Source organism: Shewanella piezotolerans WP3 (genome assembly GCF_000014885.1).
Classification (GTDB): Bacteria; Pseudomonadota; Gammaproteobacteria; order Enterobacterales; family Shewanellaceae; genus Shewanella; species Shewanella piezotolerans.
Map to the genome: position 1 here is coordinate 2150094 of NC_011566.1, position 12706 is coordinate 2162799.

9 protein-coding genes and 1 other RNA gene are annotated in these 12706 nt (G+C 43.7%); 6 read left to right on the forward strand and 4 right to left on the reverse strand.

Features of this window, described 5'->3' with window-relative positions; translation table 11 throughout:
• Window positions 1-16: 16 nt before the first annotated feature.
• From SWP_RS09280 to SWP_RS09295, 4 genes are all read right to left on the reverse strand, one after another.
• Window positions 17-586 (reverse strand): BON domain-containing protein, encoded by a 570-nt coding sequence (locus SWP_RS09280; RefSeq protein WP_044555804.1) that lies wholly within the window; start codon window positions 584-586, stop codon window positions 17-19.
• Window positions 583-1176: a phosphoheptose isomerase gene (locus tag SWP_RS09285; RefSeq protein WP_020912196.1), complete on the reverse strand. Its 594-nt coding sequence runs from the start codon at window positions 1174-1176 to the stop codon at window positions 583-585. Before SWP_RS09285 ends, SWP_RS09280 begins: the two co-directional genes overlap by 4 nt.
• A 61-nt stretch (window positions 1177-1237) precedes the next feature.
• Window positions 1238-1579, reverse strand: a complete 342-nt coding sequence (locus tag SWP_RS09290; RefSeq protein ID WP_020912197.1) for a YraN family protein — start codon at window positions 1577-1579, stop codon at window positions 1238-1240.
• A gap of 94 nt (window positions 1580-1673) precedes the next feature.
• Complete coding sequence (locus SWP_RS09295; RefSeq protein WP_044555805.1) at window positions 1674-3578, reverse strand: penicillin-binding protein activator; 1905 nt, start codon at window positions 3576-3578, stop codon at window positions 1674-1676.
• A gap of 102 nt (window positions 3579-3680) precedes the next feature.
• Between SWP_RS09295 and rsmI the strand changes: the two genes are divergently transcribed.
• The 6 genes from rsmI (at window position 3681) to SWP_RS09320 (ending at window position 12616) form a co-directional block, all read left to right on the forward strand.
• Window positions 3681-4523, forward strand: coding sequence for a 16S rRNA (cytidine(1402)-2'-O)-methyltransferase (gene rsmI / locus SWP_RS09300; RefSeq protein ID WP_020912200.1), 843 nt, complete (start codon window positions 3681-3683; stop codon window positions 4521-4523).
• A 70-nt stretch (window positions 4524-4593) separates the two neighbouring features.
• Window positions 4594-4937, forward strand: an RNA gene (gene rnpB / locus SWP_RS23245) — RNase P RNA component class A.
• A gap of 460 nt (window positions 4938-5397) precedes the next feature.
• A complete protein-coding gene (locus tag SWP_RS09305; protein WP_044555806.1) occupies window positions 5398-8214 on the forward strand; it encodes an Ig-like domain-containing protein in 2817 nt (938 codons plus the stop codon).
• A 20-nt stretch (window positions 8215-8234) separates the two neighbouring features.
• Window positions 8235-10979 (forward strand): TonB-dependent receptor plug domain-containing protein, encoded by a 2745-nt coding sequence (locus tag SWP_RS09310; protein WP_020912202.1) that lies wholly within the window; start codon window positions 8235-8237, stop codon window positions 10977-10979.
• A 23-nt stretch (window positions 10980-11002) separates the two neighbouring features.
• Window positions 11003-11293: a hypothetical protein gene (locus SWP_RS09315; protein WP_020912203.1), complete on the forward strand. Its 291-nt coding sequence runs from the start codon at window positions 11003-11005 to the stop codon at window positions 11291-11293.
• Window positions 11294-11566: 273 nt separating this feature from the next.
• Entirely contained in the window at window positions 11567-12616 is a 1050-nt protein-coding gene (locus SWP_RS09320) for a cytochrome-c peroxidase (RefSeq protein ID WP_228371124.1), read from the forward strand.
• Window positions 12617-12706: the final 90 nt, after the last annotated feature.

Genomic DNA, 12706 nt, shown 5'->3' on the forward strand with positions numbered 1-12706 from the left:
ACGGGTGTACTTAGGCTTATGAATCGGTGTATTCAAATACCTTAATCACTTTTCGAACACCGGCGGTATTGCGGGTAACTTCAACGGCAAGATCAGCTTGTTGGCGTGCAACTAAGCCGATTAAGAATACTTCGCCATTTTCGGTCACCACTTTAATATTAGTGACATCCAATCCATCTTCACTCAGCATGCGGCTTTTGACCTTGGTCGTTATCCAAGTATCGTTGCTACGGGTGGTGAATGAAGTCGGATTACCGATCCTAATTTGATTGTGGATTTTGCCGCCAATTTTAAGCTCTTGCACTGTGCGTACGGCTTTGTCTCTTAACATTGAATTAGGCGCTTGGCCTATCATCAATACGTTAGAGTTCATCACCACGCCAGTCACATTCGCTTGGTTTTTTAAGTCATCATGTGATGAAAGCGCGCTAGAAATATTAAAATCAGCGTTGGTATCATCAAGCTGTGTTTGAAAGCTGCGTTCATCGTTAACCATCATAGCGCCTCCAACTGCGCCGACCATTACGGCTCCTGCGCAGCCCTGAAGCATCACCAAGATAGTAACTAATGAAAGCAGTTTTCTCATGCTTGTTCGTCCTGAGGAAACAGTGTGCGATCGATGTTGTCACATAGGCAATGAATAGCCAATAAGTGCACTTCTTGAATGCGAGCCGTCACATTTGAAGGGACTCGAATTTCAACGTCATTCACGCTCAGTAAGCCTGCCATCGCACCGCCGTCTTTACCCGTTAATGATACGATCGTCATATCGCGGCTCAATGCAGCTTCCATTGCCTTAATGACGTTACCTGAGTTACCACTGGTTGAGATAGCTAGCAAAATATCACCAGGCTGACCTAACGCCATAATCTGTTTTGAGTAGATTTCATCGTAGCTATAATCGTTAGCAATAGCGGTAATCGTTGAGGTATCACAGCTCAATGCGATCGCTGGTAAAGGTGGGCGCTCTATTTCATAGCGATTTAACAGCTCAGCCGAAAAGTGTTGTGCATCACCTGCACTACCACCATTACCACAGGCTAAAATCTTATTACCACCTAACAAACATTGCACCATCATCTCTGCCGCTTTCGCAATTGATTCAGGTAATGCTTCTGAAGCATCAATTTTAGTTTGGATAGATTCTGTAAAGCTGTCTTTTATACGCTCTAACATGGGATTACCTTTTTATATTCCTGCGCGTTTCTATCTACGCACAATTTAAAATGAATTTGGGTCAAAACGCGCTGCGGATCCAGTTTATGCCACTGGGATCGGCTGCGATAACATCAAATCGACAAATGGCATCGATTAGGTTTAATTGTATGTAATGACTAGCTGCCTTTCTGATGCGGTTGGTTTGCGCCGAGCTTAATGCATTCAACGCACCGCCAAATTGAGTATGAGTGCGATATTTTACCTCAACGAATACCCAATCTTTGCCATCGCGCATTACTAAGTCTATTTCGCCAAAACGATAACGAACGTTTTGTTCGACAAACTTTAGTCCATGTTGTTCCAAATACTGCCGCGCGGCGACCTCAGCTGCTTGTCCTTTAACTGCTGTTTTTTCTTTCAAATTCGCTCTTCCCTGTGGCGGTATTTGAATATAACGCAAAAAGCCTTTTAATAGCTAAGGCTCAAGCTAAATTTACATATCGCTAAAAAGCCTATTATAGCGGGCGAAGGTTACCTCTCTGATAACGTCCCCAGCTAAGTTGGCGGTTAATCGTACCATCCGGTTGTACCGACAATACACCACTGCGGCCAGAGAATTGGTAACCTGGCAATGCTCGCATTTGCGCAAGTTTACCGACTAAATCTAATGCGTCATAGCCCATAATGTATAAGCGTTTACGACTGTTACTCCACTTTGGCCATAACTCATTCACCATACGCGTTTCAGTATTAGGGCTAATTAACCATGGAATGTCACTAATTGTCAGGTTATTCAACTCACTGGCAGTTTCGCGACTGTTGCTTTCAACTCGACTACGGCTGGTGGTATATAGCGGTACTGGCTCGGCAAAGACACTGAAGTTAACGTCGATAAATGGTTTTAATAGCAGCAGATCGCGACTTGCCGAGATCATATAAATAGCATCGATATCGCGACGAGAGCGAAAGTCTGCCTCTATCTTAGGTGTCAAAATCGCCTTAATTCGTGCTATACGCTCTTTGCTATCAATAACACCTAGTGCTTTTTGTACTGTGACTTTCATTTTGTCACCAGCATCATAGTAATGGATTTCAGCAGGCTTTTGAGTGAGCTGTTGCCAGGCTTGGCTAAAACTTTCTGCCATGCGGTGGCCGACAGCATCATTGCTCACTAGCAGCAGAGGCTGCTCGATACCATCATTATAAAGTCTCTGAGCGGCATCAATGGCTTCATCCGTAGGAGACAGCGCGAAGAAAAATTTGTCATCTTGCGGAGTGAAGCTATCAATATGGTTTAAGTAAAGCTGTGGAATGCTTTTCGCAACCTGAGTGCTTGGCGTCGCAGCAGGCGTAATGCCTCTATTGGCTGCTGAACTTAATTGCGTGGGCTCAGTGGTTGCTGGCGTTACGGCCATATCCTGTAACTGTTCGACTTCAGACTGCAGTAATGGGCCGATAATAAACTCAGCACCGGCAGTTACAGCTTGTTGGTAGGCTGCTTGTGCGCCTGTTGCAGTATCAAAGAATTTAAGCGAAACACTGTCGTCTGCCGTCGCCATGTAATTGGCAATAATGCCCTGTTTAACCACATTTGCTACGACTGCTCTAGAGCCTGTTAGTGGTAATAGTACGGCGATATTTTTAGGCTGATATGGCTTAGTGTTGAGGGCCTTTTCAAGATCGGTTGGTAGTTTAGCTGCCGCAGGATGGCTTGGGTTTAACTGCTGCCAGCTACCCAATTGGCGCACTAAATCATTAGGGTTAATGGCATAGTGTTTGGCAATGTAAGCTAGCTGAACCCAACCCGCAAAAATCGGGTTACTGCGATCATCGCGAAAGCTCAGTAATGTTTGCTCATTTATAGGCTGCAGTGAGCGCCAGATTTCGTTATTGACTTCAAAAGCTTGTGTTGCAGGTAAATACTGGCTGAGCAAACTTAGCTGGCGAACCTGTTCAATAGGCTGGTTGATCTGCTGATATAAGCGCGCCTTGAATTGGTAATAGCTGACCCATTGCCAATTTGGCAGTTGCCAACTGCTTGGGTAGTTGAGAACTTCAAGGGCGTGATTGTAAGTCGAGATAACTTCTAAAACCCGTGCAGACAGATATTTGTGCTCTGCTAATAACTCAGGTTTTTGGGTTATATCTTGTGCAATTGACTTCAAAGTCTTATCTGCAGCGTTGGCATTGCCTTCGTTTAGCAGTGCGTGGGCAGCCAATAAAACATACTTATCACGAGTTTCACGGTTTTTTTCATTGGCAGCTAATGTTAAGTACTGCGACGAAGCCTGCGTCACTGCTGACAACGAAACCTCTGTTTTTTCAGTCTTTACTGGCGTTGTTGGCGTACTGCAACCGAACAAAACGGCAGATAAAATCGCGATTGAGATAAATTTAGTTGAATTCAGTCTTTTTAACACAGGTCTTCACTCTGGTAAGATGCTGTCATTAGTTTAACCTGCTCTTACGCTTGGCGAAAGTCTTGTTAAAAACTCTTGGCATTAGTCAATACAGAGGTAGATATGGACCTGTCGGTCGCGCTTTATATTGTTCCCACACCAATTGGGAATTTAGGAGATATTAGTAGCCGTGCAATTGAGGTACTTAATCAAGTATCACTCATCGCCTGCGAGGATACGCGTCACAGTGGTAAGTTGTTAAGCCACTTTGGAATTGAGACGCGTAAAACTGCACTGCATGATCATAACGAGCGTGATAGAGCGCAGTGGATCATTCAGAAGTTGGGTAATGGTGAAGCGGTTGCACTTATTTCTGATGCAGGCACGCCGCTTATTTCTGATCCTGGTTATCACTTGGTAAAGCAAGTGCGTGAAGCGGGTTTCGATGTTGTTCCTCTACCTGGACCATGTGCTGCTATTACAGCATTGAGCGCCTCTGGTTTGCCGTCAGACCGATTCTCATTTGAAGGCTTTTTACCTTCTAAAGAGAAGGGGCGTTTAGATAAACTCGCTGGCCTTAAAGAAGACCCTCGCACATTGATTTTTTACGAATCCCCGCATCGTATTGTACACAGTTTAGAGTCGATTGCTGCTGCACTTGGTGATGATCGTGAAATTGTGATGGCACGTGAAGTGACTAAAACCTTTGAGACCTTCTTATCAGGACCCGTTGCCGAAGTACTGAAAACGGTTAAAGCGGATCCTAATCAACAGCGCGGTGAAATCGTATTGATGTGTCATGGTCACCGTAGTGATGAAGAGTCAGAGTTTTCATCGGTGGTTATCGATACCTTAAAATTACTGTGTGAAGAGCTACCATTAAAGAAAGCTTCAGCCATTGCTGGGCAGATCTATGGCATCAAAAAGAATGCACTTTATAAGCACGGATTAGCAATCGGCCTCTAATTAAGTATAGAAATGCTGCGATTTGGGAAATTCCTTGGTTTGTTGCATTCGCTTAGGCTATAATCCGCGCCGAGTTGGCTAGACAGTTGCCGCGTTCGTAAGAACGGGGAGGAAAGTCCGGGCTTCAAAGAGCAGGGTACCAGGTAACGCCTGGGCGGTGTGAACCGACGACAAGTGCAGCAGAGAGGAGACCGCCAACTTCGGTTGGTAAGGGTGAAAGGGTGCGGTAAGAGCGCACCGGGCGGCTAGTAATAGTCCGTTGCAAGGTAAACTCTACCCGAAGCAAGACCAAATAGGGTCCCGTATGGCGCTGCTCGCGTTGGGACCGGGTAGGTCGCTTGAGCCTGTGAGCAATTGCAGGCCTAGATGAATAACTGTCCACGACAGGACCCGGCTTATCGGCCAACTCACCTATCAAGCCAAAAGGCTCCACAGTAATGTGGAGCCTTTTGCATTTATGGAAGTATGCAAAGAGCTGCTTCTGTCGTTATTATCAGATTTGGCTATAAATTGATCTGCAGAGTAGAGCTAGTAAATCATATTAATAGTCTCTCATTTTTTCTCGAAACGGCTTTTAATTTGTTAAATTATCGACATTTTTATTCCCTGTTCTAAGCTTTACTTTGCAAATTTATTATTGATTTCTCTAAGTAAAGGATAATTTTTTGAACCTATCGAATCAGGTAAGCTTGATTGGTTAGTCATTGTTAAATTTAAACTTTTGTTTATCCTACGACTATTTTCACATCGGCATATTTCATCCCATCTAAAATCATTCGTTTACCGTATTTACATTACAGTTTTGTAAACTTTGTTGTTAATGGGAATTGTTCTCATTAACATCTGCGCGTTTTTAACGAATAGAGATAAACAGATGTATCACAACAAGAGCTCATTGCTGCCTTACCTTATTACAACTTTGTCACTTTCTATTTTAACTGCCTGTGGTGGCAGCAGTAGTGGCAACAGTGCTCCAATTTTTTCAGAGTCATCAATGGCTGTTAGTTTAGCGGAAGATAGCACGCAAACTATTTCGACTAGCGCTACAGATGCCGATGGAGATCTACTCACTTACTCTGTAGGCAATGCTCCTGCTCGCGGCGCATTGCAGCTTAATCCTCAAACTGGAGTGGCAAGTTATACACCTAATAGCAACTATTTTGGCAGTGATAGCTTTGAAGTGCTTGTGAGTGATGGCAGTAAAGACAGCAGTTTAACTGTGTCGCTAACCATCACTGCGGTGAATGATGCACCTGTGTTTAATGGCGATACACTGTTAGTCAGTGGTAATGAAATTAAAGCCGGCTCGGTGAGTGCTACTGATGTTGATGAAGATACATTGAGCTATGTCTTAGTGAAGGCACCTGAAAATGGTCAGTTAAAGCTGGACGCAACCACTGGAGAGGTCAGTTATCAACTCGAACAGCTGATTGAGGTTGATGATGCGGTAATTATTAGCGTATCTGATGGCGCTGAAGAGGTGCAAAAGCGTTTTCAAATTACCACTAACTTGGCGACGAATGCCGATAGAGCTTATTACTACTATACCTCTGAGTTATCACACTTAAAGCAAGCTGCCGTGATCAGTGAGAACCTCAATGATGATATTAATCAGTCTGTTATTAATCGCAGTTTAGCGATTGGCTACGCCACTGCTGAGCTAACGACACAAGTGGATGGCCTGCTTAACGCCAGTAAAATAATTTCAGCTCCCGTTTTTGCCGATGCAAAACTACGAGTCGCCAATGAATATCAGCTGCTTGGAAAAGTTGATGAGGCGGAAATGTTAAGGCTTGAAGCTAAGTCGATTTATAACCAATATCTCGCATCTAAAGGTGTTAATAGCTTTAACGGTGACGATGTGATCTTTTATATCGATCTCTCTAAGTCATATAGAGCGGCAGGTGACGAGATCTCGGCAACGGGCATTTTTGATATCGTTGATCTGCTGTTCTCATCCGTATTAAGTGAAGAGTATAACCGAGCGGCTTTAGTCGCATTTTTTGGTTATAGCAGGCAAATTGAAGAGCTTATTAAAATTTGGGAACAAACTAATAGTGATAACGACATAGCGTTTGCTTTGCTTAACCTCGACAAGCTCTACGATTACGCTAACCGTATCGGTTATCAAAATGTCTCTAACGACCGTAATGGCAACCTAGGTAAGCCGTTTCACAGTGTTCGCCAAGTGGCATTAGTCCAAATAATTGAGTTTTACACTCGCCTTAATGCTAGGGATAAAGCCAAAGCCGCGGCAGCCGATCTGTTAGCTCTGCATGGAGTTGTTAATTACGATCCGCTATATCCACGAGAGACTAGCCAATACAGCACAGTAACTAAGGTTGAGTACCCTGCGGGGGTCGCTTTTAACATCCAACCGATTGTGGTGCTTTATCCTGAAATTGACCCAGCAATTTTTATAGAGGGGATCCCAGAAGCCAGCTGGATGCGAGCATATGCAGCATCGGAGGCAGCTGATGCCAAACTGATGGCGCTTGCGCAAATAGAGCCTGATGGAAACAAAGCGCTAGCATTGGTGCTCGACAGTAGAGATGAAGCCCAACTAAGAAATCACTTTACTAACTTAGTTAACTACAATTCAAGTACTCCAGGTTTGGCTATCTATCGTTTGCGTATGGCAGATTATGCTGGTGCAGTATTAGCGCTAGAAGAGGCGGAAGCCTTGGTTTCCTCTGCAGAATATGTACAGCAAAATCTTTCTAGGCAGGGTTTTGTTACAGGTAATGTCGGATGCCAAAACCTAATTGAAGTCTATGATGAGCTAGCGCTTGATGACAGTGACAATGCCGCGCAATATCAACAAGCTACCGTCCGTGTCGCTAAAATGTGTGTCGCGCTCGCGAAGCAATATTATGCCGATGGCGTTGACGGCACTGATGTGAGTATAGAGGATGCAGTTCAAGCAAATTCGCAGCTTATTGAGTTTCTCTATCCGCGTGGGTTAGAGGCTGAAATAGAGCAAGTTTTAGCTGTAGCCGAAACCAACCTAGCTAAGTATGACACTGATTCATCGGTAAGAATTGATCTACTGAAGCAGATCGCGGGCTCCGCTTTTAAAGGTGGCGATTATGCTCGGGCCAACATTTACTATGATCGTACTATTGAGTTGATCATTGCGCTTGAAAAGCGCGCTGCTGACAGCTTTTTAAGTGCAATCACTGAGCGCTTCTTAGATCAAAGAGGTAGTGAGAATAACTATCCGCTATTTATCGAAAAAATTGACCAAAAAGCAGGATTGCATGCCGACTATGCAGCACTATATAGCCACACAAGAGCGCAGTTGAAAAAGTTGATCGATGCGAACTTAGCCTTATTAAACACCGCTTCTAATCAAACCCAAATAAATTATGTGCCCTTCTTTGCGACTCAGTTAGCCGGTGCTGCTTTTTATCAAGAAGCACAAGCATTAATGCAAAACCAGCATTTGGGACCCGTTGAAAAAGCGGCGATCCAAACCAAGGTTGCTACGGCATTAGCGAATCAAAATCACTTCCCTGTGCAATCGGTGGCAACAGTTGATACCGATCATGACGGTTTACCTAACTTCTTTAGTGCATCAGCTACTGAAGAGCAGATCCAAGCATCTGGCCTTGTCTTAGATAGCGACAGTGACAACGATGGCTATAGTGATTTAGATGACAGTAAGCCTCTAGATCCTGCAGTACATTAAGTGATTGAGTAGAAGTAGTAATGACTAAACACTCTCACAAAATTAACACAATCAGCACTATGCTGATTGTGTTTGCGAGCACATTATCAACAGCTGTTAGCGCTGAAAATGACGTGCAAACGTTAGTTAAGTCTAAAGTGCAGCCAGCACTTTCATCAAAGAAGGACGCAGCAACCGGTAAGCAAAAAAATTCAGCGCCAGAGCAAGCGGCAATGGAAGTGATTGAGGTGGTAGGTCGACGACCAACCCCGATTTCAAGCCAAAGCACTGGTAGCTACACACTCAATCAGCAACTCATTGAGGACTATCAATTTGGTAATGGTAACCTGAATGATATTCTAGGTTTATTGCCGGGTGTGCAGTACTCAGAAGAAAGCTACAGTGCTGAACAGGCCAGTAATATTAGGCCTGCGGAAGTATCACTGTCTGGCAGTGATGGTTATCAATCTGGCTACTTTATTAATGGCATGAATAACAACTCTCGTCTAAGTACTGGTAACGCCTCTTTAGATAAAAACTTACTGCAAGATGTCTCTGGTCACAGTCAAGCAAGCTTTATCAACTTGCAGTTGTTAGAGGAAGTTGAAGTCTATGACTCCAATGTCCCTGCTAAATATGGTCAGTTCTCCGGCGGAGTGGTTAGCGTTACCACTAAACAAGCAACGGATGCACCAAGTTGGTCGCTTAGCTATCGGCAAACCTCGGATAGTTTTGTGACTTACAATCAGTTTTACGCGCCTGATTTTTCGGGAGAGGAGACGATTTATCAGCCGAGTTTCTCTAAACAAGATATGTCTGCCTCGTTTTCTACACCTATAGGTGAAAACGCTGGTCTTTTGGGCCAGTTGCAAATGCTAAAGTCATCAGAAACCAAGTTACAACTGGGTGTACTTAAGCCTCAAAAACAAGCTAATTACAATGGGCTGATTAAATATCACCATGATATTAGCGCTAACGATGAGTTGGAAATCACTGCTATTTACGCGCCGTATCAAGGTCAATATTTTGATACCTATGCCTTGAATAGTAACTTTGATATCGATGGCGGCTCGCAGAGTATCTTACTGGATTGGAATAATAGTAATCCATGGGCTGACATTGAAACCAGTCTGTCTTGGCATCAAAGTCTCAATAGTAAAACCGCACCGAGTTATTGGTTTAATTGGGTTAACTTGAAAGGTAAAGATTGGGGGAGCTATGACGGCAGTCAAGCTAGCGCTGAAGGTGGTTATGGCAGTATCGATAAAACCCAGCAAAACATTACGTTAAAGCAGGACTATCTGCTCAATGAGCAGTCATTTTCATGGGGTGAAACTCAAACAAGCTTTGGCGGGGAAATTAAGCAGCAAACCACTGAGTTTGACCGCCTTGTCGATGCTGTTTTATACAACGGCGCTGTGGTTAACCCTAATGTTGACTGCGCTGGCTACACCTTAGATTGTGTCGAAACCGTGTTGGCTAAACCTATTTCAGAACTAGAGCAAGATTTAGGCCGTCCGTTAGACTTAACCAATCTAGATGATCTGCTACTCTATCAAAATAACGTATTGCAAACGGGTCAGTACTTTCAGAGTCGACAGGTTTCACCTAAGGCCAGCACTAAAGTCGACTTATGGGCTGCTGCGTTATATGCAGAGCAAACGTTCAACTGGAAGTCATTAAATGCCACCTTAGGTCTGCGTTATGATTACAACGACTTTATTCAGCAACACAATATAGCGCCTCGTTTTAGAGCTGCATACGATATTTTTGATAGTGGCAACAGTGTGCTGGTATTGGGTGTTAATCGTTATTATGAAGCCGATCTTTCCCACCACAAGTTAAATGAAGCAGTGCAACCTAGTTATAAAGAGGTGAGGCGAGCCTATCAAAATCAACCACAGCAGTGGCAACGCGAGGTTTCTTCAAACGGTTACCGTACTGTCTACCAAGACACCAAAACACCTTTTAGCGATGAATTGACCTTAGCATTTAGGCAGTCTCTTTTTGGAGGAACGCTTGAAGCTAAATGGCTTGCGCGTAGAAGCCAAGATCAAATTAATCGAGTTAAAGGTGTCAACAGTCAAGGAGAGGCGATTTTATTTGCTGAAAATAGTGGTAGTAGTAAATACCAAAGATACTCCTTATCTTGGATGGCAAGCTTTGCCAGTCAGCATGTAGAGTTCAATATCTCCCATGTAAAAAATGAAACTGATAAAGCAAGTTTTGATGGCGAAACGACAGTAAGTGACGCACAACGAAACGAGAAACTAAACTTTAACTATGATGAAAGTGAACTGGTTTACTTACAGCAAATAGTGCCAGACCCCGATAAACCCGGTCAAACAAAGGTTATCAATGATCTCATCACTCAGCATGATTTGGATTTAGCCAAGCAGGATTACAACCGTCCGTTTATAGCGAACTTAAGTTGGGGTGGAGGCTGGGGCAATTGGCGCTTATCAGCTTATGCCCGCTATAGCTCTAAACAAGATGTGGCCTTTGCTACAGGTAAGTATTTGTCATTACGGCAATCGACCAGTATTTGTGAGGGCTGTGTGACTAGCCGTACCGAGTACCCACTTTATATTAAAGGTGAACAACCGGCTTTTTGGTTACTCAGTGGCAGTATTAAATATGACCTTGAAATCGCTAAAAACCATCGTATTACATTCAGTTTTGACGGTGAAAACCTCACTAATAGCCGTACCTATCAAGTTAACCCATATGCAACTGGCACAGAGCTGGGTCGTCGTTTCTGGCTAGGCGTTGCATACCAACATTAGATTATAAAATTAAGGAGTTTCACATGAAAATTTTAAACACAGTTTTTCTATTAAGCCTGCTAGCCAGCACTGCAGTACAAGCCCATCAAGCGCCTATCGTTAGTGATGGTAGTCAACAGCTGTGTTATATCTCGAGCAATGATATCGGCTCCCATGAGTGGTTAAAAAAGGCGAGCCTATTTCATTCTGTTTTAGCATCAGCCAGCAGTGAAAGAGTTGATGCGTGCTGGAATCTAGATAGCGATGCTAAAGCGAAAGAGGCTCGTTTGCTGGTGGCGATTGATGCTACGCAAACGACACTGGTCATTAAGTAACCACTACAAATAGCTTTATCGAGAAGCTGTTGCATTAACAGCTTCAATTTTTTACTAGCTTGAGTCGTTCTAGTGATAACAATTATCCCTTTCAGTGCTTTTCAGTTCACATATTATCGCAAACACAATGCATTCATGCTTACTCTTATATGTATGATTTTTAGTTGCTTTCACTATGCTGCTGCCGCGGAGGAGCCAACGAATATTCGATGTTTGCCGAGCATAATTATGGGGCTGGAGGCGCCTAATATTGACGAGTTAAGGGCCTTGTATATGCAAGCGCCTAAGTGCTGGCCTGCACCCTTACTAGATGTAGGCATTGCAAAAAGAGAGTTAGGTTTGTTGCCGGCTCCCATTTTCCCTGCAGACAATCCATTTAGCCAACTTAAGCTGCGTTTAGGTGACAAGCTATTTCATGATCCCCAGCTTTCGCGGTCAGGCCATATCGCTTGCGCCTCTTGCCATGATAGGAATTTAGGTTGGGCTGATGGTAGGCAAGTGTCTTTTGGTCATCATAGATTAAAAGGCAAACGTAATGCCCCCAGTATTGAGAATAGCGCTTTTTACAGCAGCCTTTTTTGGGATGGTAGGGCGGCAAGTTTAGAAGAACAAGCGCTGATGCCGATTACCGATAGTGTTGAAATGAACTTTACTCTTGATGAGCTAGAGGAAAGGCTCAGTAATGATCCGCAGTATGTGCAGCTCTTTAAATTAACTTTCGGCAGTGAAGAGGTGACTCGAGAACGAATTGCACAAGCCATTGCCACTTTTGAGCGAACCATCCTATCGCGCCGAAGTCGATTTGATATTTTCCTGATGGCAAGTGAAATTGAGGAAGAAAGCCAAAAGCAAAGGTTAAGTGCCGCTTTTTCTGATGAATCAGTCAGAGGTCTACACCTATTTAGAACTAAAGCCAGATGTATGAACTGTCATAATGGTCCTGAAATGAGTGATAGCCAATTTCATAACATCGGGCTGACCTACTATAAAAGATTTTATCAAGATCTAGGTTTGTATAATCATACGCGTAACTATGATGATGTGGGCAAGTTCAGAACGCCTGGGCTGAGAGGAGTTATGAATACCAAACCTTGGATGCATAATGGCTTATTCGTCAACATGGAAGGCTTGTTGAATTTTTATAATATGGGCGGTGTAGCGAGCCAAAAAACACGTGAGGATCCGCTAGCACCACAAACTTCAATCCACTTAAAGCCGCTTAAATTGACTCAAAGTGAGATCAAAGATCTGATGGCATTTCTAGAATCGATATCGGGTCACCCTGCAAGAGGGCCACATATGCGTTACATGCCAGAGCCATAATTGGATTCATGGTTATTTACATGTTGAGAAAAGCCCGTGTATCTTTCGATAAGCGGGCTTTATAGGATGAGTGAAATGAGCTGTAGCTCA

Excerpts from the sequence above, each read along its gene's own strand:
- SWP_RS09285 (WP_020912196.1), bottom strand. The coding sequence starts at position 1,176 with ATGTTAGAGCGTATAAAAGACAGCTTTACAGAATCTATCCAAACTAAA.
- SWP_RS09310 (WP_020912202.1), top strand. The coding sequence starts at position 8,235 with ATGACTAAACACTCTCACAAAATTAACACAATCAGCACTATGCTGATT.
- SWP_RS09305 (WP_044555806.1), top strand. The coding sequence starts at position 5,398 with ATGTATCACAACAAGAGCTCATTGCTGCCTTACCTTATTACAACTTTG.
- SWP_RS09315 (WP_020912203.1), top strand. The coding sequence starts at position 11,003 with ATGAAAATTTTAAACACAGTTTTTCTATTAAGCCTGCTAGCCAGCACT.
- SWP_RS09280 (WP_044555804.1), bottom strand. The coding sequence starts at position 586 with ATGAGAAAACTGCTTTCATTAGTTACTATCTTGGTGATGCTTCAGGGC.
- SWP_RS09320 (WP_228371124.1), top strand. The coding sequence starts at position 11,567 with ATGCAAGCGCCTAAGTGCTGGCCTGCACCCTTACTAGATGTAGGCATT.
- rsmI (WP_020912200.1), top strand. The coding sequence starts at position 3,681 with ATGGACCTGTCGGTCGCGCTTTATATTGTTCCCACACCAATTGGGAAT.